The organism is Enterococcus sp. AN402, assembly GCF_040719405.1.
Classification (GTDB): domain Bacteria; phylum Bacillota; class Bacilli; order Lactobacillales; family Enterococcaceae; genus Enterococcus; species Enterococcus faecalis.
The window spans coordinates 407,522-434,297 of record NZ_JBFDTM010000004.1 but is presented as its reverse complement, the minus strand read 5'-3'; the positions used below and the strand labels follow the sequence as shown (position 1 = coordinate 434,297).

Sequence of the window (26,776 nt, the reverse complement as noted above, 5' to 3'; positions counted from 1 at the left end):
TCAACAGGGCTTCTCTACTTTTTATTTGTGACTTTTCAGAACGCCATGTAGCATAAATTGAATAAATTTTTTGACATCGTCATCCACTGTTTTTCGCTGGTACGTTTTTTCAATACTTAATAATGCACTAACGTTATATAAAATAAACCGAGTTGCATCATCTACACTGATGCCCTCTTGTAAGCAATTGGTTTCAGGTTCACTTTCAAAAATAGCCGCAATATTATTGATATAGGTTTTTTTGAAAATTTGATACAGCGTACGATTGTAATCAGGGCCCATTTCTTGAAACATGTCGTTCAACATTAAGAAAAGATTAGTCGGATGTTCATCTAACAAAACTTTGATTAATTGATAAAGTTTTTCTTCTACTGATGCATTTCCAGAAACAATTGGAACTAATTCTTCCTGAACACGGGACGTTAATTCTTCAATCACAGCTAAATACAGTTCTTTTTTATTTTTAAAATGGTGATAGAGATTCGGTTGGGTAATGTTCGCTTTTAAAGCAATTTCACGAGTGGAGGTATTTTTGAACCCCTTTGTCATGAATAATTCAGAAGCGACAGACAAAATAATTTGCCGTGTACGTTCTAAATCAGCTTTGCGTTTATTTGGCTTTTCCATGGTTTTCTCGCCCCCTGCTGCTTTTTATTTTAGCATATTCTCCGGCAAGAAACGAGAGACCTTTATACAAAAAACGAAAAATATACAATCAATGTGCCTACTATTTGGAGAAGAACCGCGCAATAATACCACCGCTGCAGATGTATCAGCCAGCCTTTTTCGCCCCCAAGATAAATCAACTACTGCAGTCCATAAAAAAAACTATTAGCCAACAACCAAAAAAGCAGTGCCGATTTTGTCCATCGATTCTCTCTGAATACACTCAGTACAAATAAAGTATTTAGCACCAAAAACGTGCGCCGTAATTGCCGTACATTCCTCATTTTTTCCATTGACATTTCTCCTTTTTCTATTTAGCATAGCAAAAAAAGAAGCAAATGAGAATGACTCATTTTGCTTCTTTTTCGACTTATTCAAAAACAAATTGATTTTTATAAAGTTCCGCATAGAATCCATCTTGTTCAACTAGTTCATGGTGGTTGCCTTCTTCAATGACTTCACCGTCTCGTAAAACAATAATCCGATCCGCATTTAGAATCGTTTTCAAACGATGGGCAATCACAAAACTGGTGCGCCCTTTAATTGCTTCGTCCATCGCTTTTTGGATTTTAGCTTCTGTTACTGTATCAACATTACTTGTTGCTTCATCCAAAATTAATAATTCTGGATTGGTAATAATCGTTCGTGCAATACTTACTAGTTGCTTTTGCCCCGTACTGAAAAGGTTATTCTCTTCCGTAATCTCAGTATCGTAGCCTTGCTCAAGATTTACAATAAATTCATGGATATTCGCTTGTTTCGCTGCTTGAACAATTTCTTCATCCGTGGCCTCTGGCTTACCAAAAGCAATATTCTCACGAATTGTTCCTGAAAATAGAACGGACTCTTGCAAAACAATGCCTACATGTGAACGCAAGCTATCTAAATCCATTTCACGAATGTCCACACCATCAAACGTCACGGCGCCTTCATTCACATCATAAAAGCGATTCATTAAATTCATAATCGTTGTTTTTCCTGAGCCTGTCGGTCCGACTAAAGCGACCATTTCACCTTTATCCACATGAATAGAAACATCTTTCAACACAGGCGTTTCTGGATTATAGCCAAAAACAACATGATTTAAAGCCACAGCTTTGTTAATCTCTTCTAATTTTTCGCCATTTTCGGGACGAATTTCATCTGGTTCATCAAACATCTCATTTAAACGACGAGCGCCTGTAACAGCTAATTGAATCATGCTATAACCTGAAGAAATTTGCATCAATGGTTGATAATATTGTTGGGAATATTGGACAAACATAACGACTAAACCTAGCGCAGCGGCACGATCAACAGAACCATTGATTGCTAACCAACCACCAAAGAAAATAACAATTGCCGTATTGACTAATGACATTCCTTGCATCATTGGGAAAAGTAATCCTGAATACACTTGACCTTTATACGTAGCTGCACGAACTTTTTCATTTTGCTCTAAAAAGCCGTCAATGGTTTCTTCTTGTAAGCCATTAGTGATAATCACACGTTGCCCACTAATTTTTTCATCCATATAGCCATTTAATTTACCCACTTCATCTTGTTGTAAATCGACATATTTGCGCGCCTTGCTAATCACAAAGACCGCAATTAAAATCGCAATCGGCGTAGAAGCAATTGTGGCCCATGCCAGTTCCACATTTTGACGGAACATCATGATTAAGACACCAACCAATAAGGCAATATTGGTTAATACTTGTAGCAACGCTTGGTTTAAACTGTTTTGGATGTTGTCTAAATCACTAGTAAAACGACTTAAAATTTCACCATCTTGATGAGAATCAAAGAAACGAATCGTCAATTTTTCTAATTTGTTAAACAAACCAATCCGCATGCGGTTTGTCGATTTCCCCACAACTTGTGTAAAGAGAATACTGTAAATGAAACTAGCGGCACTAGTTAAGACATAAAAAATGAGTAGTTTCCAAATGACAGAAACGAACGCACTTTTATCGTCTTTTCCTTGCATCACATTAACCGCATATTTCGCTAATTCCTGAATAGCTTCCCCAACGAATTGCGGCGCTTTGACTTGTAAATAAGTCGCTGCGAAAATTGCTAAGAAAATAAAGAGGAAAGAAACTTTGTAACGTTTTAAATAATGATAGAAAAATTTACTAGCTTTTATTAAATCAGTCATTAAGCTTCCTCCTTTCCTTTTTGAGTTTCGTAAATTTCTTGATATACGGGGTTCGTAGCTGCTAATTCTTCATGCGTGCCTTCCCCGACTAAACGTCCATTATCCAATACTAAAATACGATCTGCATGGACAACAGAAGAAATTTTTTGGGCAATAACAATCGTGGTAGTCTCTTTTAACTCTTTATCCAACGCTTCTCGGACTAACCGCTCCGAACGAGCATCCAACGCGCTGGTACTATCATCTAAAATCAAAATTTTAGGTTCACCAATCACACCTCTAGTAATTGATAACCGTTGTTTTTGTCCACCAGAAAAGTTATTACTCCGTTCTTCGACGGGCGCATCATAACCTTCTGCTAATTTTTCAATAAATTCCTTGGCTTGGGCGATGCCTGAAGCCCGTTCCATATCCGCTTCAGAAGCGTCACGTTTACCATGGCGTAGATTTTGCGCAATCGTTCCAGAGAACAGGATTGCTTTTTGCAACACAAAGGAAACTGTTTTTCGTAAACTGTGTTCGTTCACTTCTCGTAAATCGACACCACCAACTTCAATCTTTCCTTCTGTCGGATCAAATAAACGTGGAATTAATTGTGCCAACGTAGATTTACCAGCGCCAGTTGCACCCACAATCCCAATCATTTCACCTGGCTGAATAGAGAAAGAGATGTCTTTCAAGGTATCTTCTTCATCCCCAGGATAACGGAAAGATACGTGATCAAACTCAACACTACCAATTAACTCTTGTTCTGGGACTTTTTTGTAGGTAACATCTGGTTCTGTTTCCATCACTTCTTTAATCCGCTTAATGGAAACAGCGGCACGAGAAGTCATCATCATCATCATTCCGCCGATAATAATCGCCATCATGATTTGCATTAAATAGTTCATAAAGGAAGCGACACCACCAATTAAAGTTGGATCATCCTTGACTAAGTTACTCACAAAGAAAATCGAGCCTACAACGGCTAAGTTCGCCACCAACATAAACGCTGGAATCATCACAGCAAATAAGCTACCTACGATTAAGTTATGGGTGGTTAATTCTTCACTCACTTTTGTAAAACGTGACAATTGATTTTTTTCTTGAACAAATGATTTGACGACACGAATGCCTAACAAATTTTCTTTTGCGATACCATTAATCTTATCAATCAAGTTTTGAATAATCATGAAATGCTTGCCCATTTGCGAAAAGGACAGCATAGAAATCAAAATAACTGCGATGACAAGTGCAACAATCACCCACCATAGTTGTGGCAAGGTTAGCATCGCTAAAATAAAACTCCCGATAAATAAAAAAGGAATTCTAAAAAGTGTCTGCAACGCAATCATAATGACATTTTGAATTTGAGTAACGTCATTTGTTAAACGAACAACTAAGTTACCTGCTGAAAATTTTTCGATATTGCCAAATGAAAAGGTTTGGATTTTGCGGAAAGTTGCTTCACGAATGTCAGCACTGACACCTTGGGCAACTTTGGCAGAAAAAATTGTATTAATAACCCCTGCAACGAGTCCTAATCCTGCAATGGCAATTAATTGAATCCCTAAGTTTTTCATTTTGTCGCTATCGTCATTCATAATTGCTTCCAACACTTGTTGTAACAATTTTGGTTGCCAAAGTGCTGAGACAACCATTACGATCACCGCCAACAAGGCAATAACTACCGAGCCTTTGTATTTTTTGGCGTGTTGAATAATAAGGTCCATCTTATCCCTACTTTCTTAAAATAGTTCCCTGCTTCTTCAGTGTTGGTCTGCGAATTCTTCCCCATTACAAAAAAATCAATTTGCTCATTGACTTCACCAATTTAACACTGTAAAATAAGGCCGATTCATAATTTACCATTTTTAGTGGTAAAATACAAGCGAACAAGTTAATTTTTCACAAGTTTTTCCTATCATAAAGTGTACCTTCTTTTTGATAAACTTACGAAGATAACGTTTAATAGGAGCTAAAATCATGGAACCGAAATTATCAAAAGACACGATTATTGCAGCCGCATTTTCTTTGTTAGAAAAAAGTCCTACTTTAGAACAACTTTCTATGCGTAAAGTCGCCAAACAGCTTGGTGTACAGGCGCCCGCAATTTATTGGTATTTTAAAAATAAGCAAGCCTTACTTCAAAGTATGGCTGAAGCGATTGAAGAGCACTTTCAAGAACCTGCATTATGTGGTGAATGGTATTCTGACTTACTGGCCTTCATGGAAAACTATTATGATCTCTATCAACAATTTCCCTGTGCCGTAGCCATCGAAATCCAAACCGTCCCTGCCTACCCCCAACGATTACGCCATTTGAATCAAATGATGGGCATTTTAAGAGAAGCAGGTTTTTCACCAGAAATGACTCATTTAGCAGTAACGTCTTTACAACATCTTTTATTTGGGATGATTATGGACGCAACGGAGGAAAAACAGCTCGTTTCGCAAGTATTGAACGGAGATGACTATTTAAAAGAACAAGTGCTGCACATGAAACAATATGTCTCCGACAATGAGTTAACGTACATGGAGGAAAGCATTCAATTTCGACACTCCATCCACCAAAAATCCGCCTTTATTCAAGCCGTTAAAACCTACTTAGATGGGTTGCAAGCAGACAACACATCTTCATCTAAATAAAAAAAGCCCTTGGTCCGTCAGTCATTTCGACTGACGGACCAAGGGTTAACTTTTAAAATAAATCTTGAAAACTACTTTCTCTATTTTGGTATTGGTAGCCAAGCCAAGGCTTTTTGAATCCATTCATCCCAGAACACCCAGTCATGTTCTCCTGGTCCAGTTTCAAAAGTGTAACTTGCCTGTGCCTGTTCCAACGCTTGAGCCATCTGTTGATTAGCAGAAAGTAACATATCTTGCTCCCCACAACAAAGGTAAAATTGGGGCATTTCTGTTTGGCTTTCTACTAATTGTTGTAGTAAATACAGCGGATCGTGAATAGAACCTTCAATTTGATCTAACGGGCCAAAAATACCTTCCCAATAGCTTCGATTACGGACTTTTAATAATTCCCCAAAACTAGTGGATGATAAACTGACTGCCCCAGACAAAGAAGCAACGGCTGCAAAAGATTCTGGTTTCGCTAATCCTAATTTCAAGGCGCCATAACCACCCATTGACAAACCAGCGGCAAAGGTTTTTTCTCGTTTTGTACTTAACTGTGGAAAGAGTTGATGACAAATTTTCGGTAATTCTTCTGAGATAAACGTCCAATAGTTCATATCGTATTGCGTGTCCGTATACCAAGCTAAATCCGTGGACGGCATAATGACAGCAATCCCCAAATCAGCGACATACCGCTCAATAGAGGTTCTGCGAGCCCAGACGCTGTGATTTCCTCCCATCCCATGTAATAAATACAACACGGGAATATCTGTCAATGCTGCTTGGGTACTTGTGCCCACTTTTTTTACCGTTTCTTGTGGTAAAATTACGTTCACATTCACTTCCATTTCCAATACATTTGAATAAATATTTGCTTGTAAAAAGGCCATCTACTTTTCCCTCCAATACTCTTTCTATTAGTGTACCACTAAAGCTTCGCTCGTTGCGCTTTTGCGAAAATATTTAACAAAAGAGCGACAACAACTAAGCCCGCACCGACTAAGTAAACATTATGCAGACCTGCATAGAGGATACCGCGTAATGGTTTTAACAACGCAGCTGGAATTAAATTTGCAGTATGTGGATTCACTAATTGATTCATGACATCTGCATCGACGTTTAACGCGCTCGCTTCCAATTTTGCAAACATTCCTGCGTTTAAAATCACACCAAAAATTGACACCATCACAGTCTGCCCAATTGTACGCACCAACGTATTAAACGATGTTGCAACCCCCATTTTTTCAGGCTCCACTGTACTTTGTGCTGTCACCGTAGTCGTTGTGATAGTAATCCCAAAACCAACTCCTAAGACAGAAGACACTACAAAGAAAAGCCAAAACGGAACGGCCATTGGCATTACCACTAAAAAGATGGCCCCGACTAATAGAATCGATAACCCAATCGTTAAGACTTTTTTCATAGCATATTTTTCCATAAAGCTACTTGCTATAAATGATCCAGCCATCCAAAGTAACGACATAGGCGCTAAAACTAAGCCACCAATTCCTGCACTTTTTCCTAAGACACCTTGCATCCACATCGGAATGTAGACATCAATCCCCATTAAGAAACCGCTAATAAGCGCCGCAATAAGATTTACTAAAACAAACGTTGGTTGATTAAATAAATGCAAATCAATCACTGGGTCTTGCGCGCGTTTTTCTATCATCACAAATGCTACAAAAAAGAGCACACTCAAACTCAAACAACCAAATGTTACTAATGTAAAACCATTATCGCTAATCATTTGAAAACCTAGCAATAACGTTAGCAGCACTGCCATCAAAGTAACGCTGCCCAAAATATCCATTGGCATCTTGGTCCGTTCCCGCTTTGGTTCAACTAAGAAAATACTAATCAAGCCCAATAAAACAAGTCCAATAGGAACATTAATGAAGAAAATCCAATGCCAACCGACTGTATCTACAATAAAACCACCTGCTAACGGACCAAAAATACTAGCAATTCCCCAGGCGGCACTGTTTAAACCTAAAATTTTCGCTCGCTTGTCCAATGTATACATATCGGCAATAATCGTTAACGCAACTGGTAAAATTGCGCCTGCCCCCACACCTTGAATTGCGCGGGCAATAATTAAGGTCAACATATCTTGAGCAAAGCCACACAACGAGGAGCCCAAAATAAAAATGATAATGCCAATCATGAAGACAGGTTTACGACCAATTTTATCCGCAAGTTTCCCATAAATCGGTGTTAACATCGCATTCGTTAATAAATAAATTGAAAATACCCAGTTCATAATTTCCATGCCATGTAACGAGCCGACAATCGTTGGCATCGCAGTAGACACAATGGTCCCTTCAATGGCTGTCATAAATGTTGCCACAAAAACACTCACCGTGACTAACTTAACATTTGTTTCTTTTGCCATTTGTTCACATCCTTTTCTATTCAATTGTCAATTTTCTAAATTGCTCCATAGCTATTCTATACAAAAAAGAACAAAATGTCTTAAAAAAATGCTTTTTCATAAAAAAATTATTGCAAAAAAACAAGAAGTCAGCCAAGTATTGGCTGACTTCTTATTTTTTTATTTAATTATTCAGCTAAACTAGCTTTTAACGCTTCAACTTTATCTGTTTGTTCCCAAGGTAAATCAATATCTGTTCGACCAAAATGACCATAAGCCGCAGTTTGTTTATAAATTGGGCGACGTAAATCTAGCATTTCAATAATACCTGCTGGACGTAAATCAAAGTTTTTACGAACTGCTTCGATTAATTTACTTTCTGGAAGAGCACTCGTACCAAACGTATTAATAGAAATAGACACTGGTTGCGCCACACCAATTGCATAAGCTAATTGGACTTCTACTTTTTTCGCCAAACCAGCAGCAACAATGTTTTTCGCGATATAACGCGCAGCATAACTAGCAGAGCGGTCAACTTTGGTTGCATCTTTTCCAGAAAAAGCACCGCCGCCATGACGAGCATAACCGCCATAAGTATCAACGATAATTTTACGACCAGTTAAGCCTGCATCTCCTTGAGGGCCACCGATTACAAAGCGACCAGTTGGGTTGATAAAGTATTTTGTTTCATCATCTAAAAGTTCATGAGGAATCACCTCATTGATTACTTGTTCTTTAATGTCTTTTTCGATTTGTTCTAAGGTTGTTTCATCATCATGTTGTGTACTGATGACAATCGTATCCACACGTTGTGGTTGACCTTGCTCATCATATTCCACTGTTACTTGAGATTTTGCATCAGGACGTAAGTAAGGTAAGACTTTTTCCTTCCGCAATTCTGCTAAACGGCGAACCAAACGATGACTTAACGCGATCGGTAATGGCATTAATTCTGGTGTTTCGTCAACGGCAAAACCAAACATTAAGCCTTGGTCACCAGCGCCAATATCGTCTTTTTCATCTTGATCACGCACTTCTAAGGCTGCGTCAACCCCTTGAGCGATATCAGGTGATTGCTCATCGATTGCTACAAGAACTGCGACAGTCTCTCCATCAAATCCATATTTTGCTCGTGTATAACCAATATCTTTCACAGTTTGACGAACAATTTTTTGGATATCTACATAAGCTGTTGTAGAAATTTCTCCAAATACTAGGACTAAACCAGTTGTTACGGATGTTTCACATGCCACGCGGGCCATCGGATCTTTCTCCAAAATCGCATCTAAAATTGCATCACTGACTTGGTCAGCTACCTTATCTGGATGTCCTTCTGAAACGGATTCTGATGTAAATAAATGTCTTTCTGTCATAATGTTATTCCCCCTAAATAGTTTCGGTTACAAGGCATCTTTAGTAAGTAACGACAATTACTTGCTAAATCCTTTCGGGAACTTGTAACAAAAACAGTATACCAGATATCTAAAAAAAAAGCTTAGGTTTTCAAGAAAATCATTAAATTACCTATATTTGCTTTTCCTATAACAAAAAACTTCCAGCCCCTTTCATCTGAGCTGGAAGTTTCTTGCTACTGTAAAATTTTCTCCGCGATAAAGTGTGTGTATTGCTCGCCACCTGCCACATTTGGATGAACTCGGTCATCATAAAACCAATCATCATGGGCGTTACTATAATTAAACCAGTCAATGACCGTTAAGTTATCGTATTTTTTGTCCATTTGACTAAGTAAACTATTCACTTGATTTTGCCATCTTCTAGTTGGAACGCGAACATTAATCCAATAAACTTTTCGATTACCTAACGCTTTCATAAATTCATCAAATTGTGCCTCTGTAAAAGGACCATTCGTACCTAAACTCACTAAAACAGTATCTTTAAGCATTTTCTTTTTGTCTAGTTCACCAATTAGTGAAATGCTACTATACAATTGACGGCCCACTTCCCCATCGATAATCATTTTAGGGAAAATATCTTGTAACCCGCTAGCACCATCTAGAATAACAGAATCACCAATAGTTGTGATTTCTAAATTCTGCGCTTTTTTTACTTGCTCTGGGGTGAGTTGTGCGGGTAGAACGTCTTGGCTTTCACTCGGTTTTGTACTACTTTCTGTGGACGTGCTACTATTTTTCGTGCCACTTTCTTGAACTTCTTTTTTACGTTCTTCAATTTTTTGCTGATTTTTCGCAATATTTTTTTCTAGTTGCTCTTGTTGCGCACTTTTAGCGTTTGCTGGGGCCACAATTAAACCGAATACTGCAATCACGCTAATCACTGTCATAAAGGCCATTGTCCCTTTTTCACGAAGGTCCCACGGTTTCCGTAAGAACTCAGTGAATTGAGTCCAGACATCCTTATAAGACAATCGTGTCAGTGGATGTTCGATAAAACGATAAGACAATTCGCTCACGACTAAAATTAATGCTATTTCAACCAATGAATGTAGAAGAACATGGTCCGATAAGGTCTTAATTTTGGCCTCATAAAAAATCATGATTGGGAATTGATACAAGTAAATGCCATAACTCCGTTTACCTATCCACGTAAAGACTGGATTCGTTAACCAACGATTCATATCTGCCCCTGGATGTGCAGTGACGGCCACTAAAACAGTGGCTGCCAAACTAATTAAAAACATGCCGCCATAATAAACAAAATTTGTATGATCTGATAATGTTAAAAAGGCTAATACTAAAAGAATTAAGGCACTTAAACCAGCGCCATTTAAGATTTTTTTAGAGGCTTCTGGAATTTCTTCTTTCAAACGTGTGCTTGGCCAAACATACGCCAATGCACTACCTAGTAAAATAGAAAAAACACGTGTGTCTGTTCCATAATAGACACGTGTAGGATCTGCGCCAGGAACATATAAAACGGCCATCAGCGTCACCGAAATTAAGGCGCCGATTAAAACTAAACTGAAAATTCGACCGCGCTTACGAACAAAGCGTTCCAGAAGAATAAAAAGTAATGGCCAAATTAAATAATTTTGCGCTTCAACTGCCAATGACCAAATATGTACAAATGGCGATTGTGTCGCAAATCCATCAAAATAAGAAAACCCTTTAAAAATTTGCCACCAGTTGTTGTAATAAAAAACACTACTAGCGACAACGCTGCGAATATTGTTTAATAAATCCTGCTGAAAGAGTGTAATATAACTAACTGCACTTAAAAGCATCACAATTAATGCTGGATACAGCCGTTTCATCCTTCGCACATAAAATCCTTTTAAATCAATGGTCTGATTTTCTGCCCATTCTTGCCGCAACAAGTCGTTAATAAGATAACCTGAAACAACAAAGAAAATCGGAACACCTAAGTAGCCACCTCGCATGACTTGGGGAAAAAGGTGATACAAAATCACGCCAATTACAGCGATCGTCCGAATGCCATCAAAACCTGTAATATAGCGTTTTTTCTTGCTATTTGCTGTCTGATTCATTTGTGCTTTCCAACTTTTCTATAAAATTATTCTTTTCCTTTATTTAAAGAAGCAAGTAACTTTAATATACGTTTTTTCCTAGGAAATGGCAAGCAAACTTTGCCTCCTTTAGGCTTTTTTTACAATTCAAAAAACCAGCATTTTTTAAATCACAAAAAAACAACCAAAGCTTATGAAAATCACTCATAAGCTTTGGTTGTTTACTCATATCGTTTTCGTTTAGATGAAGATGGAATCCCTAGGGCTTCACGATATTTTGCTACCGTTCGCCGGGATATTTCCATGCCTGAATCTTTTAATCGCTCGACTAATTTTTGATCAGATAACGGTTTACTTTTTACTTCTTGATCAATTAATTTTTGTAGTTGCTTTTTAACCATCGTTGTTGAGACATCCTCGCCATCTTCTTCTGATGAAAGAATACTTGTTGAGAAGAATGAGCGCAATTCAAAGACGCCAAACGTGGTTTCTAGATATTTTCCATTGACCGCACGACTAACTGTCGATTCATGAATAGACAAAGCATCCGCAATTTCTTTTAAAGTCATTGGTTTTAATGGCCGATCTGCTTCTAAAAAGAAGGCTTCTTGACGACGCACAATTTCTTGCCCTACACGTAAAATTGTATCCCCCCGCTGATTCACTGCGCGCTCTAACCATTCAAATTCGTTTTTCTTATCCTTAATATATTCTTGGACTTCTTTGTCGTCAGTCTCTTGCATTCGTTTGAAATAATTTTCTTGAAAATTTAATGTCGGTCGACCAGCTTTGTTGGAAATCACCACTATTCGATCTTCCTTGATTCGGACAGTTAAATCTGGTCGAATATACAATTCCTCGGTCGCATCAAAAATATTCCCTGGCGCTGGCGATAACGTTTGTATATAATCAAAAATCAATTGAATTTCTGCTAATTCAATCCCGAATTTTTTAGCTAACGGGCCCCATTTACGACTCACTAAGGCATCAAATTCTTCCTCCAATAAAATATACGCTAAATTAGGCGCGGTATCGTCTCGTTCTGTTTGTAGCATCAAACATTCTTGTAAATTGCGTGCCCCCACACCTGCTGGATCTAGCTGTTGTAACAAAGTTAATGCATCTAGCATTTGAATGGCGCTTGCTTCGGTTTTCTCTGCCGCTTCTTCTAACGAAATCGTTAAATAACCATTCACGTCTATATATTCTACTAAAAACAATACCAATGTTCGCAAGTATGTATCGCGGTAATTCAAATGAATTTGATCAATTAAAGACTCAAATAATGATAAATGATAGTCTGGAATTTGATTCATATAATTATTTTCTTCGTCTTGATTGGTGTAAGAACGACTAGTTATCGGAAAATCTGTGGTGTACTGCGTGTCTACTTGTAAATCAATCAATGGATTCTCTAGTGCTTTCGCTTCAACAAAGGCAGCGAGTTCTTCCGTATTAAATTGTAAAATTTGAATGGATTGTTGAAGCTGTTGAGTCATGGCCAACTTCTGGACTTGTTTTTGTTGTTGGGACATTCGTTGCTCAAATTTCATTATTTTCGTCCTCCCTCTTGTAATTTTTGTCAATATCAGCTAAACTAGTATTCGTGCCGCGCCCTTAGTGTAGTGGATATCACGTAAGATTCCGGTTCTTGAGACGGGGGTTCGATTCCCTCAGGGCGCGTTATTTAAATATGTTGATTTATCAACGTTTCTGGACACTCTTTATTCATCTAAAGAGTGTTTTTTTCTTGTTTAGGAATGATTTTTCTATCCGTATTTTTTTCAAATGTTGCTTGTGGCAAGCTCAATCGCACTTAACGCGACAACATTTGTTCTGCTTCAGCTACAAATCCAATAAGGTTAAAATTCCTCCGTTCCTATTGTAACGCATAACGTTTCCTTTTTCTATCTGCTAAACAAAGTATTACGACAAGCAAACACCTGCTTCTCTCTTAAAGATCCCTTTCTGATTATATAGTAAATTGCTTTTAATTTGTTAATTATTTTACCTAAAACTTAATACCCTAATTAAATAAAGAACCTGGGGCAAAAATCACTTTGGATTTTTGTCCCAGGCTTAAAACCTGATAATTGGCGGGAACAGAACCGTTCAGCTCCGACCTCTAAAATACTTAATTAGAAATATACTACCAGCAATCACACCAATTATGATTACTAGCCAAAATAATCCACTTACAAGTAACAGCTCAGTTAAGGTCGTCTTCAGATTCTCCTCCTTTAAATGGCCTCTGCTTTGTTTTGCTATGTAATTAATGGCGAGATCAGACAACAGCTATCAAAAAAAGGCTCTATAATATCTAGTGTTGGTGACGCCTTCTGTTGCCAATACTTTTTCTTTTTTCTAATAAACGCAAACAGACACCTTGAAATCCTTTAGAATAAAGTCGACGAAAACCATTCAAAGGAGTGTTTCAAGATGTCCTATTCAGAGTTTACCAAAGAGTTACTAGATATTCTAGACCTAAATCTTATCTTTCATGAAGATGCCTTTCGCAAAGAGCGAATCAATGACGAAACATGTTTTGTTTTTGATGGCACATTGACCTATCAACCAGAGGAATGCTTCCATTGTCACTATCAAAATAAGCAAACGATCATTAAATGGGGCTGGAAAAAAGTATCCATCTTATTGAATGATGTCAGTAACTACAAGACCATTCTGCGGATTAACAAACAGCGCTTCAAATGTAAACACTGTGGAAAGACTTTTTTAGCAGAAGATTCAGTTAGTGATCGTCGCTGCTCCATCGCCCGCAGAGTCAAACAAGCCATTCTTGAGCTATTAAGTGAGCCTATTTCTATGTCTTTGATTGCACGTATGAAGCACATTTCTCCGACCACTGTCATTCGAATACTTCGCAGCCTTCGGCCTAAAACCGTTTCTTTGAACCAGCCGTTACCAGAAGTGGTGTGTTTCGATGAATTCAAATCGGTGAAAAACGTCTCGGGAGCCATGAGCTTTGTCATGATGGACGGCAAGACCCATCAACTGATTGATATTGTGGAAAATCGGCAACTCAATCCTTTACGCGACTATTTCTTGCGCTACCCTAGAAAAGTCCGTGAACAAGTGCGTCTAGTGGTTTCAGATTTCTATACACCTTATCGCACATTGGTGAAAGAGTGTTTTCCGAATGCCCGAATCGTCGCCGATCGCTTTCATATTAGCCAACACATTGGTCGGGCTTTTACCAACCACCGAATTCAAGTAATGAAGACCTTTAAAAAAGGGGATCGTCGGTCGAAGCACTTAAAGAAATACTGGAGACTACTTCAAAAGAATGCGTGGGAATTGAAAGGTCAGCATCGCTACTGGCGTCCGTCATTTCGAGATCATCTGACAGAAGCAGAGATAGTCGATCGGCTATTATCTTATGATGATTCCTTAAAGCGAGGCTACGAAGTCTACCAGGATTTTCTTTCCGTTATCAGAAGACAAGATGTTCCTGAATTCGTCGCGCTCCTAAAAGAAGACTACAAGGAGTTGCCAGAGCACTACCAACCAGTGTTCACGACCTTCAAGAAATACCAAACAGAAATCAAACGAGCGTTGCGCGTTCCCTATTCCAACGGCCCTATAGAATGTTTGAATAACCATATCAAAGTACTAAAACGAATTGCCTATGGCTTTAGAAACTTTCAAAACTACCGAGAACGAATCTTTTTATATCGAGGAAAATATTTTAAGAAAACTAAGAATACTACCCAACTGACTAAAGCCAGAACAACAACACGGCTAGACAAGATAGCTGTCTAGCCGTGTGAGTATCTCGATTATTCTATTGAATTTCTTCACCAACACTCATTGACGAAGAGCCCAAAAAAACGGACCAACACGTGGTCCGTTTTCATTCATTATTAAGCTTTTACGATGTTCGTTGCTTGTAAGCCGCGTGGACCTTCTTCAGTATCAAAAGTTACTGCTTGGCCTTCGTCTAAAGTTTTAAATCCATCTGATTGAATAGCTGAAAAATGTGCAAATACATCATTGCCATCTTCACCTGTAATAAATCCAAAACCTTTGTCTGCGTTAAACCATTTTACTGTACCGTTGTTCATATATATTTCCTCCTAGTGCATAAAAATATGCAAGTTATTGCAAAAAATGTTGAGTGGCAAAAGGAGAAGTATAGTTTTTAAATATATAACTCAAATTACTTATCAAAATTGATTACTTAATTACTATAACATATTTATTAGGAATAAACAATGCCCACGACTCTTCCTTGGACTTTCTAAAATAATCAAAGATGCGCTTGACAAAGCCCTAGCAAAAAACACTCCTATTCTCTCTATTTCCAGTTAGTTTTGTTTAACTTTAAATAATCACTACGCGCCAAATAATCAAATAGCGGAGCTAATCCTGGTGAAAAATTTACTTCCTCAAACCGCTTAATAAATTGTACGCCTTTAATTTTATTTGGTTCGTTCAGGGTCACTTTTCCTTGGGCTTGTTTGGCAAAATAAAAATGTCCTTGCCAAACGATTGAATCAAAAACAAGTGGTCCAGTAAAAATTTCTTCAAGTTCAGTAATTTCCACTGCTAATTCTTCTTTCATTTCACGAATCGCACATTCCAGCGCTGATTCACCAAGTTCTTGTTTTCCGCCAGGGAAATTCCATGTGTCTGGCCGATCTTTTAAAATAAGAATTTCATCAGATTGATTTTTAAGAAGTACTCGCGAAAATTCTTTTTTCATTTCGTTTAACCCTCTTCTTCATTTTTTATTGAGAAGCCACACTTGGTAGCATAAAAATATAATGCAAAATACGATCCGCATACGACGGATTTTTTTCAAAGTCATTGACTTCTTCATTGACTAACTCCAAATCATCGGTAATCACTCCAGCAACGTCCATAAAGAGCATTTTACTCAATACCTCTGAGTCATTAACTGTCCAAGCATAAACTGCTTTTTTCTGTTGGTCAGCTTTTAAAATGAAGGTATCATTCAACGTAGTAGCTTCCATTGTATACAAATCAGCTTGTGTTTCTGGAAAAGTGAAATTATAGGGCAAAATAAAACTAACTTTTACTTTTGATTTGGCTTTTTTAAACGCTTTGATCACATTGTAGTCGAGAGATTGAACCTGATGGTTATTCTTTATCAGAGGACGTTCATATTTTTCAATAAAGTTAGAAAGCGCACCTTGACTATCTTGTTTAGACGTTTTAATTTCTACTAGTAATTTTTGTTTGGCTTGGTTTGCTTTCGCTAAATAATCATCAAAACTGGCAATTGGTGCTTCTTGGCCATTTTCTTTAACGGTCATTTTTGTTAATTCAGCCAACGTAAATTCTTGCGGCGTGCCATCAACGCCGGCGAGTTCTTGAAGGTTGGCATCATGCATCACAACAAATTGATGGTCTTTGGTTTCTTGAACATCAATTTCAATATAATCTGGTTTAAATTTAATGGTTCTTTCCATAGCAGGAATGGTATTTTGTACGCCATTACTATTGGTGACCCCTCGATGCGAAATAATCAAAGGTTTTGATTCTAATAGCCCTGTTAAGTAAACAGCGTTGAAAATTATATAGCCGCCAAAAATGGTGAATAGTCCTAGGCCCATTCCGATAGTCACTAATTTATTACGTTTTGTTTCTTTGTCAAAGGCAACTTTTGTCGTCGTTTCTGCTTGAACATTTAATTGTGTATATAAGAAATTAATCAGTAATACTGAAAGCCAAGCATTAGAGACAAACTGTAAAAATTGGACAACCGTTAAATTTAAAATCCCACCTAGCAAGCTAATGGTATCGCTCAAGGTATCTAACTTCAACTGTAGAAGATAAAGTAACACATAAATAACATACGTTGAAACAAATACCGCGATCGTCACAAATGCAATATTACGAATAATGAACCATAATCGTTTGTTTGTCATTGACCAACTAGCCTTAACTGCCTCGCCCGCTTTTTTTCTCTCCAGAATCATTAATGGAAGCGTGTAAATGAAACGAATAGCTAAATACCAGACTAATAACCCAAAGGCCAGTAACCCAACCAAGTAAGGAATTCGTTGGGACAAAAATTCAACAATAAAATCTGGAATCACAAATTTCGTCAATAGATTACTTTGGAAAATCAGGTTACCAAAAGGGACAATGACAACAAAATAACCGAAAAAGAATAACCACGAACGGGCACCTTGCTTTTTAAGAACCTTAAAAGATGCCTTGGTAACTCCTTTAAAATGAAAGCGATGGTCTTGCCGTATTTGAAAAATCCCTAATAATAAAAAGGTAAACTGATAAAAAACTGCACCTAAAAAAAGTAACAACAAGAGAATTAATAACACCAGAGCAAGCGGCTTTTCTAACAATAAATTCAGGTTATTAAACGAAAGATAAGGAATACCTTGAGTTTTTAGTGCGTTGGAAGTAGCCCAACTAAAAGCCCCACCCACCAATAATAATAAGACATTTAAAGTAAAAAATAACCATAAGTACTGCAAGATGTCTTTAAAAAATTGCCTTGTTCCATTTTTAAATGTTTGCCAAGCAGACATACAAACTCCTCCATTCTAAAAGTATCTGATTAAAGTTCTTCCATACGAATCCTAAATAAAACAACGGCAATCCAAATTGAAATAAATGATGGCAAAATAACAATAATGATTGCGACTGGCTCATCAATAGTTCCTTGTAACGTATTTTTTACTTCTGAAGAAACAATAAACTGATCAAAAATCACTTGATAAATAGTAACATAAATCAATACCCATTGAATATAATATTCAATTATTTTCATTAAAGCGATGGGTAAAACAATTTTTTTCGTCGTTAAATTCAATAAAAAATATAACAAAAGACTCGTACTGATGATAACGACTATCCCTAAAAGAAATAACGACTCTAACCGCTGCCCTATTACGTTTGCAACGCCTATTGTTAATAATAAATACATAGCTACCGAAATTAAGATGCTCACACTTAGCATAACAGAAAACAAAAGTAATGCCTTAAGAAAAAGCCACTTATCAACTCTTTTATTTCCAATCAATAAACCTAAAAGAATCACCGACAAAAGTAAAATCAATTCAATCATTCGTTCCTCCTCCCAAAACAAATGAAAACAAATTCATATGTTCGCGTTTATTTTATCAAACTAAAATGTATTTGTAAAATATTTCACATGTTATTTAATAAACGACTATTACTAGAAAAAAGACAAGCCAAGTTTCCTTTATTTAGGAAACTTGGCTTGTCTTTTTATTCTTTTTACTTCGTTATTTTTTGATAGTTTGCGAATAATTGATTCGCATCTCCTTCTCCATCAATTTTCTTGAGATGGCCGTTATCTATTTTAAACATAGATGGCACATGTAAAACTTTATTTTCTCGGATAAATGTTGACCATTCCTTCATGGTCTCTTTGTTGGTTAATTCTACATAGTAAACCTGTTTAGGTGCTTGCAATAGTTTCTCGAAATCCTGACAATCTGAACAGTTTTTCTTTTTTAAAACAACATAAAATGTTTCGCCAGAGTGTTTTTTTTCTTGATACTCATTGAAACTTAATTCCTTTTTATGCGGAATAAATGTAAAACCTACCAACAAACTAAGTAACAAAATTAACAGACTGAACGAAATTTTTTTATTCATGTTTTTTCTTCCTTTTTAGTTTGTCTAATTTTTTCTTTTTTTATTTTTTGTTATGCCAAAGCTAATAGCCACTATAAGGACAATTAAACCTGCGATCATGTAAAGTGGATTTACTGTTGTATTAGTCATTGGTAAATGAATTCCTTTACTTGCTGATTTTCCAAAATTGACTGGGTTCGTTGGTGCTTGATGATTTGTAGGCGTCAACGGTTTTTTCGGTTTTAGCGGTTGTTTAGGTTCAGGTTTTTTTGGGTCTTCTGGCGTTGGTGCAGGTGGTGTTACGGTTGGCTTGTTGGAATGCAACACGTCACCTTCGTTGCCAAAGTTTAAGTCGGCTTGGTTGGGAATCCCGCCTTGTTCAATATAAGGCGCTAATTCTTCATCCGTTGCGTCAGTTTTAATTTTAGTGGTAATAGTCATTGTGTACGTATGTCCAGCTAAGTATGAGTAGCTGTCATCTTTTTTATTCATTTCAAAAGTTACTTTGTTATTTTCTTGTGTTACTGTGCCATTGGCTGTAACATCTTTACCATTTTCGTCGGTGACTTTCACATCAGTGATATCTAGCACTTTATTAATGTCATCCACCATGCTGGCTTGGGTCCACGTGCTTGTTTCGTTGCCGAAAGCTGCTTTGACGTTCCATTTAAATTCTTGGTCGCGGTTGGTTAAATCTAAGTGATCTTGGCCTTCGATATCTTTTGTAATCGTTGGATCTTCTGGCGTTGGTGCAGGCGGTGTTACGGTTGGCTTGTTGGAATGTAACACGTCACCTTCGTTGCCAAAGTTCAAGTCGGCTTGATTAGGAATCCCACCTTGTTCAATATAAGGCGCTAATTCTTCATCCGTTGCGTCAGCTTTAATTTTAGTGGTAATAGTCATTGTGTATGTGTGACCACTCAAATAGGCATAACTATCGTCTTTTTTGTTCATTTCAAAAGTTACTTTGTTATTTTCTTGTGTTACTGTGCCATTGGCTGTAACATCTTTACCATTTTCGTCGGTGACTTTCACATCAGTGATATTTAGCACTTTATTAATGTCATCCACCATGCTGGCTTGGGTCCACGTGCTTGTTTCGTTGCCGAAAGCTGCTTTGACGTTCCATTTAAATTCTTGGTCGCGGTTGGTTAGATCTAAATGTTCTTGGCCTTCGATATCTTTTGTTATCGTTGGATCTTCTGGTGTTGGTGCAGGTGGTGTTACAGTTGGTTTGTTGGAATGTAACACGTCCCCTTCGTTGCCAAAGTTTAAGTCCGCTTGGTTGGGAATCCCGCCTTGTTCAATATAAGGCGCTAATTCTTCGTCCGTTGCGTCAGCTTTGATTTTAGTAGTAATGGTCATTGTGTACGTATGACCACTCAAATAGTCATAGCTGTCTGCTTGTTTGTTCATTTCAAAAGTTACTTTGTTATTTTCTTGTGTTACTTTGCCGTTAGCTGTAACATCTTTGCCATTTTCATCAGTAACAACGACTTTTTGGATATCTAATAATTGGTTAATATCATCCACTAAACTGGCTTGTTGCCAAGTACTTGTTTCATTGCCAAAGGCTGTTTTGACATGCCAATCGAAACTATCTTCACGATTGGTTAAATCTAAGTGCTCTTGATTTTCGATATCTTTTGTAATCGTTGGATCTTCTGGCGTCACGTCACACGCATGCGCATTGTCATTTTTAGGAATCGTCGCTTCTGGAAATTCCTTAGCAATTGTTCCTTGATTCATTGTCCCACTACTTACAAGGGTTGCTGCATCAATCGCTGTATTTTCTTTGACTTCGTAGTGAATCGTGATGTTTCCTACGTAACCTTCTGTACTAGTTGCTGAAATGGTTTGTCCGTTAATTTGAACAGGCACATCATTTCCAGCATCGTCCGTAGCGGTCGCCGATTGAATATCAAATTGATTGGCAATCGTTAATGAAGCTGTTGCTGGTGTCGATTGCGCCAGACGATCTTTGACAATTTGTTTTAATTGGGTTGTAAAATCATCAATAGATTGGCTTGTAATAAAATCTTCTGGTGTGCTAGATCCTTGTTGCAACTCTTGTTTTACAAAAGGACCCACTTCTGTTTTATACTTATCAAAATATGAATTTACTGAACTTAAAGATTCAACACTTTCCCAATACGCATTAATCATTTCATAGCCTTGGTTAGTAATTTCTTGGTTTAACGCTAAAACTTCTGCTGCTGCACCTTGGTAGTCATTACTATATTCCACTGAGACTTGAAGAGGATGTCTTGGATCTGGATATTCATTGATTGAATCATTGGTATTGGTTTTATGCAAGTAACCATCTAAACGTGTATTAGCGACCCCATCTGTCACTAATAGGAAATACGTTTTTCGATTCGTTAAATCTCCGTGTGTTTGATTGTACGTATCTAAAGCGAGTTTCAATCCTGGGGCGGTTGGCGTACCACCATACGTCCGAACGTCTCCAAAACCAGAGACAAATTGGCTTTTATCATAAGTCAATTGCGTATTGACGCGCACATTCATATCATAATCAGCTGAATTAATTTTTGTCTTTCCATCAGGAAACATAAATTGTTTTCCGCCACGATACGAAGCCAGCATCACGCGGTCTTGATCAGATAAACCTTGAACCACTTCATCAATCGCTTGTCTTACATGTGGAAAATTATCTGAAAAACTACCACTGGCATCTTCAACAACCACTAAATCAACCGGTTCCGTTTCACCCGCTTGAACTGGGAAAGCAGCTTGTCCTTCCAATATCCGTTTACAATCAGCCAGACTGTCGTCTTTCACTTTCACCGTATTGGTCATTCCTTCTGTATCTCCTGCTTTAACCGCTCCTTCAGCTAAAGCCAATGTGGGACTGAAATTTCCCACAACTGTTCCAGCGACAATCACCATTGTCGATAATAATTTCGTTGTTTTCTTAAACATTTTAATCCTCCCTATTTTCTTTCGCTAGTGTTTGGGACACTTGCTTCTCTTTACTTCAACTACAGCTCCTTAAATCTTTCATCAAGTCGATGTGTCCCCTTGTTTTTGTGACACATCTCTTACTCAATTTCTGATTCTATCACCTTTATAGGCTAAAACTTGGCAGTATTCGGCTCTTGAAAACGTAAAATTTGTCTTTTAAAAATTAATGAAAAGACTATCCACTGACAAAGTTGGTTTTCACTTACTTTTTGCTACTTGATTCCTTTTAAGACTCTTTTTTTACACAAAAAAAGTAAAAGAACCTTTACAATCCTTTTACTTAATTGTTAGATGCTATTCATAATTTTCTTAGTTTTTTTCTATACGCTGAATAGTTTAGCCTGTTTATTTCAACAATATTTGACGTTAGTCAGCCGTTTCGTTATAGTTAAAGAAAAGGCTTTTTGGTAGGAGTGAATACGATGAATGAGTGGCCCCATCAGTTAATGACGCTTTTAACCCCACTTTTTGAGCTATGTATTTTAGGACTGAATGTTTTTTCTATTATTGTTTTAGTTTGGGGTGTTTGTTTAGCAGGAAAAGATTTCATTAAAAGTGAACGACAAAATCAAAGCCGCTTTACCTTAACCAAAATGAATACGTTCATCAAAAACTTCCTTGGCAGCTACATTCTGTTAAGTTTAGAAATTTTAATTGCTGCTGATATTATTGAATCCATTGTCAAACCAACTTTTCAAGATATTTTGAAATTGGCAACCTTGGTAATCATTCGTACAGTTATTTCTTATTTCTTACATAAAGAAATTGAAGACACTATGACCGATATGGAACAACAAGAAAAAGAACCAGATACCCCAAAAAATTAGCGGGTACGCTGGTTCTTTTTTTATTTAATCGCTTTAAAATAATGAAGTGGTTCGTTAGACAAACGCTGCATTTTACGTTTTTTATCTTCAATAATTGCTAAAATCTCGTCTGAAAAATTTTCTAAAATAACACGGCCGCCTTTATAGGTGTGTCCTCCCATTTCAGCAACTTCGCTAGCCGTCAAAATGACTTTACGATGCGCAATTTTTTTGAAAAATTCTTCAATTAAGTACGTCGGTAAGTAAAAATTATTTTGAGCAGAAAATGATTCCAAATAAATAAAATCATCGATGCTAATGAAACAATCATCCATCGATAAGTATTCAATTGATCTGTCTATATATAATTCACGCTTTTGTAAAATTTCTTTGACTTTTTTATTTAATAAATTCAATGATTCAATTTCTTTAACCAAATGTTCTAGTTCACGATAACGTACTTCTTTTCGCTCTTTGTAAGATGAATGTAAGGCGGCACTTGCTGTGACTATTAGCGCACCGACGATTACACCGACCATTCCGGCGATAAAAACAAACATATTTTTCCCCTCGCTCTTTTCTAATTTTCCATTTTAGTATAACATAATCCAAAAGTTTCGGATAAAAAATGACACAAAATTTTTCAAGCGACTTCGTTGACCTTTATTGACCAAAGAGGTATACTTTTCATAGGCATTCAAAGTGCTTTGTGATAGAATGACTTTAAAAGTTTCTTTATATAGGAGGATTTACTTATGAATTTAATTCCAACAGTTATTGAACAATCATCTCGCGGTGAACGTGCTTATGACATTTACTCTCGTTTATTAAAAGACCGCATCATTATGCTAAGCGGCCCTATCGATGATAACGTGGCAAACTCAGTGATTGCACAGTTATTATTCTTAGATGCCCAAGATTCAGAAAAAGACATTTACTTGTACATTAACTCTCCTGGAGGTAGCGTTTCTGCAGGTTTAGCGATTTTCGATACCATGAATTTCGTTAAAGCGGATGTCCAAACGATCGTATTAGGAATGGCAGCTTCAATGGGTAGCTTCTTATTAACAGCTGGTCAAAAAGGCAAACGTTTCGCTTTACCAAATGCGGAAATCATGATTCACCAACCACTTGGTGGCGCTCAAGGGCAAGCAACAGAAATTGAAATTGCTGCTCGTCACATTTTAGACACTCGTCAACGTTTAAATTCAATTTTAGCTGAACGAACTGGCCAACCAATTGAAGTGATTGAACGTGATACCGATCGTGATAACTATATGACTGCCGAACAAGCAAAAGAATATGGTTTAATCGATGAAGTAATGGAAAATAGTAGCGCCTTAAATTAAAAATAAAAAAATGGAAACAGCGACAGTCGCTGTTTCCATTTTTTTTATTTTTCAATGTATCCACGTAATTCTTCTTCAGTGACACTTTCGTCAAAGATATGCTCACCAATGATGATCGTTGGTACAAATTGAATGTGCGCCGCATTGGCTTCAGCAATCACTGCGGAAACAAGCGTTGCATCTTTTTGTTCTTTTAAGCCAAGATTTTTTTCAGCATACGTCGCTACTTCTTCTAAGGTTAAGTTTCCCCATTCATCTTGCGTAGCAAACATTTTATGCAATGCTGACAGTGCTTGTTCAGGCGCTGAATAGTCAATGTAGTGATGCATCACATTGCCGCGTTGTAAACTTTCTTTTTCTTTATCAAACAACTTAATGATACGTTCAACTTTACCACTTTTGACAGATTGTGCTAACAGTTCCTCAGACTCTTCAAACCATTTTCTGCAATAAGGACAGCGAACATTGATAAATTCTATCATTTTGACAGGGGCATTGCGCTCACCAATGTGAAGCCCTGTTTCTGTGTTAACTTTTGTTGCATCAATTACTGAAATATCCATAAAAAACCTCATCCTTTCAAACCTTTATTTCTCTTTTAGTATACCGTTTTTCAATAAAAAAATCATAAGACACGAATTCAAATTTTCTGAATTCGTGCCTCTGTTCACTTTTTTAACGATTAATCGAACGAGCCATTCTAGCAACAGTATGTCTTTTCCCACGTATCGCATCAGAAAGCTCTTTAATATTTTCAATACCAACTAAGCCCATATTGGCATCGCCAATATGTTGAATATCTACGCCTAAAATTTTATTTCTAATGCCGATTGCTTGGATAACTTCAGGTTGAGCACTTTCTTGTGAAGTTCCAATGGCACTCATAACTAATTTTCCTTTTGAATGTGCAAAATCCACAACTTCTTTGACTTGTTGATCATTGATGCCCCAAACCGTGCCGACTGCTGGGACTAAGACAATATCAGCGCCCGCTTCAATAAATTGTTCAGTTGATTTTAAACTGACCACTGGTTCATCTACGCCTGAACTGTGCATTTTTCCGGCAATAATGATGCCATCAAAATGTTTTTTGGCTAAGGCCACGTTCTTAGCAATCAAGTCGTTGGTCACGCCAGTTCCTGGATTACCTGTCAATAAGATAAAATCCAAACCCAGTTCATTGGCTTTTTTGAAAGTAGCTGCTGATGCTTTTCTACCTGGTTCAATCGAAACTCTCGTTGAAGCTAAGTCTAAATTTTCATCAACAGGTTCGACATTCATGCCAATCGGTAAACCGACTAGTTCTTTCAAACGATGAACAACCTCATCATTAGGGACACATGTTTCCGCAGTATATTGCCCTTCATAAGCGGCTACTACAATCGGTTGATTAACATCGAAAACATTCAATAAAATCATGTCTGCGCCATATGCTTTTGACATTTCCGCACAAGTGATATCACCTGCTACGGATGGATGAACTACCACATTTTCCGATAAAATTACGCGCCCTTCGCTCGCTTTAATACTCTGAAACAGCTCTTCTTTTGACATCCGTTTGATTTCTGATGCATTTGCACTAATTAATCGTTGAACCATTTTGACCCCTCCAATAGTTTTTAATGTTTTAGTTAAAAACAGCAATAAGTAATCGCTTGCATTTTATTACATGCAACATTCGTGCCAACGTCGTTTCTTTAAACCACAGGTCAACACTACATTTCAGTGCTACACACTTTTTGCACACTTTAATTTTTTTTACACGCTTAAAGAAAAAGTGAAGGATAGCACTTCAAACGGAAATGTTATTCTTCACTTCTGGAGCAGAAAAGTTACGCACTTTTTTCTCGTAATTTTTCTGCAAATTCATTAATTTTTCGAATACGATGATTAATACCTGACTTAGAAATAGCTCCTGAAGGAATCATTTCCCCTAGTTCTTTGAGACTAACTTCCGGATACTCTAACCGTAATTCTGCGATTTCCTGAAGTTTCTCCGGTAATGACGTCAGCCCTACTGTACTTTCAATAAATTGAATATTTTCAATTTGTTTTGAAGCCGCATCAATAGTTTTATTTAAATTCGCTGTTTCGCAATTCACTAAACGATTTACTGAATTCCGCATATCACGGACAATCCGGACATCTTCAAATTTCAACATAGAGTTCGTGGCACCAATTAATGTTAAAAAGTCGGCAATTTTTTCAGCACCTTTTAAATAACAAATATACCCGTTTCGGCGTCCCAATGTTCGAGCGTTTAAGTCATAGTAATTCAACATCTTACAAATATCATTATTGTGTTCTTCATAAATTGAAAAAATTTCTAAATGATAGCGACTTGTTTCCGGATTATTAACTGAGCCAGAAGCCATAAAGGCCCCGCGTAAATAGGAACGCATTTTTTGTGCGTTACCCATGATTTCATTTGACACATTGCCATTAAAAACGACCCCATCCATAATATCCAAATCAGCTAGAATTTTTTGTGTATCTTGTTTTAGACGCACAATGTAAACATTATTTTTCTTTAGTTTCATTTTTTTACGAACTAATAATTCTGCTTGTGCATGGTAATGATCTTTCAGCAATGAATACATTCGACGAGCAATTGCAGCATTTTCCGTTTGTACATTCAAGACAAACTGTTGATTAACTAAGCTAAGTGAGCCGTTCATCCGAATTAATGCTGCTAATTCTGCTTTCGCGTGTTCTCGATGGACTTCTAAACCAGTCAACTCTTTTTTGACATCCGAGGCAAAAGACATCTAAGCTCCTCCTCTCTTG

General features: G+C 37.2%; 22 protein-coding genes, 1 tRNA gene and 1 riboswitch. Of the genes, 5 read left to right on the top strand and 18 right to left on the bottom strand.

Features of this window, described 5'->3' with window-relative positions; all coding sequences use genetic code 11:
• Positions 1-21: 21 nt before the first annotated feature.
• The 3 genes from AB1I62_RS03485 to erfC all read right to left on the bottom strand — a co-directional run bounded on the left by AB1I62_RS03485 (position 22) and on the right by erfC (position 4,521).
• Complete coding sequence (locus tag AB1I62_RS03485; protein WP_002355664.1) at positions 22-627, bottom strand: TetR/AcrR family transcriptional regulator; 606 nt, start codon at positions 625-627, stop codon at positions 22-24.
• Positions 628-1,036: 409 nt separating this feature from the next.
• Positions 1,037-2,806: a multidrug ABC transporter ATP-binding protein/permease ErfD gene (gene erfD / locus AB1I62_RS03480; protein WP_002358756.1), complete on the bottom strand. Its 1,770-nt coding sequence runs from the start codon at positions 2,804-2,806 to the stop codon at positions 1,037-1,039.
• On the bottom strand, positions 2,806-4,521 hold the full coding sequence (erfC, locus tag AB1I62_RS03475) for a multidrug ABC transporter ATP-binding protein/permease ErfC (protein ID WP_002355662.1): 1,716 nt from the start codon (positions 4,519-4,521) through the stop codon (positions 2,806-2,808). Before erfC ends, erfD begins: the two co-directional genes overlap by 1 nt.
• 253 nt (positions 4,522-4,774) lie before the next feature.
• Here erfC and AB1I62_RS03470 point away from each other — a divergent pair, with 253 nt between their 5' ends.
• A complete protein-coding gene (locus AB1I62_RS03470) occupies positions 4,775-5,437 on the top strand; it encodes a TetR family transcriptional regulator (protein WP_002358755.1) in 663 nt (220 codons plus the stop codon).
• Positions 5,438-5,517: 80 nt separating this feature from the next.
• On the opposite strand, the gene AB1I62_RS03465 is transcribed toward AB1I62_RS03470, so the two are convergent.
• From AB1I62_RS03465 to rpoN, 5 genes are all read right to left on the bottom strand, one after another.
• Positions 5,518-6,309, bottom strand: a complete 792-nt coding sequence (locus tag AB1I62_RS03465; RefSeq protein ID WP_010712037.1) for an alpha/beta hydrolase family protein — start codon at positions 6,307-6,309, stop codon at positions 5,518-5,520.
• 38 nt (positions 6,310-6,347) lie between these two features.
• The gene (locus tag AB1I62_RS03460) at positions 6,348-7,814 is read right to left on the bottom strand and encodes an MDR family MFS transporter (RefSeq protein ID WP_048737336.1); all 1,467 of its coding nucleotides are present in this window, start codon (positions 7,812-7,814) and stop codon (positions 6,348-6,350) included.
• 167 nt (positions 7,815-7,981) lie between these two features.
• Positions 7,982-9,166, bottom strand: a complete 1,185-nt coding sequence (metK, locus tag AB1I62_RS03455; protein WP_002368060.1) for a methionine adenosyltransferase — start codon at positions 9,164-9,166, stop codon at positions 7,982-7,984.
• Positions 9,164-9,259: riboswitch (SMK box riboswitch) on the bottom strand. Its footprint overlaps the gene before it by 3 nt.
• Positions 9,260-9,381: 122 nt before the next feature.
• A complete protein-coding gene (locus tag AB1I62_RS03450; protein ID WP_048737338.1) occupies positions 9,382-11,259 on the bottom strand; it encodes an acyltransferase family protein in 1,878 nt (625 codons plus the stop codon).
• A gap of 200 nt (positions 11,260-11,459) precedes the next feature.
• Positions 11,460-12,791: an RNA polymerase factor sigma-54 gene (gene rpoN, locus AB1I62_RS03445; RefSeq protein ID WP_002361288.1), complete on the bottom strand. Its 1,332-nt coding sequence runs from the start codon at positions 12,789-12,791 to the stop codon at positions 11,460-11,462.
• A 58-nt stretch (positions 12,792-12,849) separates the two neighbouring features.
• Here rpoN and AB1I62_RS03440 point away from each other — a divergent pair.
• Positions 12,850-12,921, top strand: a tRNA-Arg gene (locus AB1I62_RS03440).
• A gap of 756 nt (positions 12,922-13,677) precedes the next feature.
• The gene (locus AB1I62_RS03435; RefSeq protein ID WP_127978659.1) at positions 13,678-15,018 is read left to right on the top strand and encodes an ISL3 family transposase; all 1,341 of its coding nucleotides are present in this window, start codon (positions 13,678-13,680) and stop codon (positions 15,016-15,018) included.
• Positions 15,019-15,119: 101 nt separating this feature from the next.
• On the opposite strand, the gene AB1I62_RS03430 is transcribed toward AB1I62_RS03435, so the two are convergent.
• The 6 genes from AB1I62_RS03430 to AB1I62_RS03405 all read right to left on the bottom strand — a co-directional run bounded on the left by AB1I62_RS03430 (position 15,120) and on the right by AB1I62_RS03405 (position 21,792).
• Positions 15,120-15,320, bottom strand: a complete 201-nt coding sequence (locus AB1I62_RS03430; protein WP_002355647.1) for a cold-shock protein — start codon at positions 15,318-15,320, stop codon at positions 15,120-15,122.
• A 233-nt stretch (positions 15,321-15,553) separates the two neighbouring features.
• On the bottom strand, positions 15,554-15,961 hold the full coding sequence (locus AB1I62_RS03425; RefSeq protein ID WP_002361287.1) for an NUDIX hydrolase: 408 nt from the start codon (positions 15,959-15,961) through the stop codon (positions 15,554-15,556).
• 25 nt (positions 15,962-15,986) lie between these two features.
• A complete protein-coding gene (locus AB1I62_RS03420) occupies positions 15,987-17,774 on the bottom strand; it encodes a glycerophosphoryl diester phosphodiesterase membrane domain-containing protein (protein ID WP_002363211.1) in 1,788 nt (595 codons plus the stop codon).
• A 29-nt stretch (positions 17,775-17,803) separates the two neighbouring features.
• The gene (locus AB1I62_RS03415) at positions 17,804-18,313 is read right to left on the bottom strand and encodes a hypothetical protein (protein WP_002358746.1); all 510 of its coding nucleotides are present in this window, start codon (positions 18,311-18,313) and stop codon (positions 17,804-17,806) included.
• A gap of 173 nt (positions 18,314-18,486) precedes the next feature.
• A complete protein-coding gene (locus AB1I62_RS03410) occupies positions 18,487-18,870 on the bottom strand; it encodes a bacteriocin (RefSeq protein WP_002358745.1) in 384 nt (127 codons plus the stop codon).
• A 24-nt stretch (positions 18,871-18,894) separates the two neighbouring features.
• Positions 18,895-21,792: an isopeptide-forming domain-containing fimbrial protein gene (locus AB1I62_RS03405; RefSeq protein ID WP_104859711.1), complete on the bottom strand. Its 2,898-nt coding sequence runs from the start codon at positions 21,790-21,792 to the stop codon at positions 18,895-18,897.
• 464 nt (positions 21,793-22,256) lie between these two features.
• On the opposite strand from AB1I62_RS03405, the gene AB1I62_RS03400 reads away from it, so the two are divergent.
• Positions 22,257-22,661 carry a DUF1622 domain-containing protein gene (locus AB1I62_RS03400; RefSeq protein ID WP_002383026.1) on the top strand — a complete coding sequence of 135 codons (405 nt, stop codon included), beginning with the start codon at positions 22,257-22,259 and terminating at the stop codon, positions 22,659-22,661.
• 20 nt (positions 22,662-22,681) lie between these two features.
• Here the strand turns inward: AB1I62_RS03400 and AB1I62_RS03395 are convergent, their stop codons facing one another.
• A complete protein-coding gene (locus AB1I62_RS03395) occupies positions 22,682-23,200 on the bottom strand; it encodes a hypothetical protein (RefSeq protein WP_002355635.1) in 519 nt (172 codons plus the stop codon).
• A 195-nt stretch (positions 23,201-23,395) separates the two neighbouring features.
• Between AB1I62_RS03395 and clpP the strand changes: the two genes are divergently transcribed.
• Positions 23,396-23,989, top strand: a complete 594-nt coding sequence (gene clpP / locus AB1I62_RS03390; protein ID WP_002355633.1) for an ATP-dependent Clp endopeptidase proteolytic subunit ClpP — start codon at positions 23,396-23,398, stop codon at positions 23,987-23,989.
• Between the two features lie 44 nt (positions 23,990-24,033).
• Here clpP and AB1I62_RS03385 read toward each other — a convergent pair whose 3' ends face one another.
• The 3 genes from AB1I62_RS03385 to whiA all read right to left on the bottom strand — a co-directional run bounded on the left by AB1I62_RS03385 (position 24,034) and on the right by whiA (position 26,757).
• Complete coding sequence (locus AB1I62_RS03385) at positions 24,034-24,552, bottom strand: DsbA family protein (RefSeq protein WP_002413649.1); 519 nt, start codon at positions 24,550-24,552, stop codon at positions 24,034-24,036.
• 112 nt (positions 24,553-24,664) lie between these two features.
• Positions 24,665-25,588 carry a PEP phosphonomutase gene (locus AB1I62_RS03380; RefSeq protein WP_104859606.1) on the bottom strand — a complete coding sequence of 308 codons (924 nt, stop codon included), beginning with the start codon at positions 25,586-25,588 and terminating at the stop codon, positions 24,665-24,667.
• A gap of 233 nt (positions 25,589-25,821) precedes the next feature.
• Positions 25,822-26,757 carry a DNA-binding protein WhiA gene (gene whiA / locus AB1I62_RS03375; RefSeq protein WP_002358736.1) on the bottom strand — a complete coding sequence of 312 codons (936 nt, stop codon included), beginning with the start codon at positions 26,755-26,757 and terminating at the stop codon, positions 25,822-25,824.
• Between the last annotated feature and the right edge of the window lie 19 nt (positions 26,758-26,776).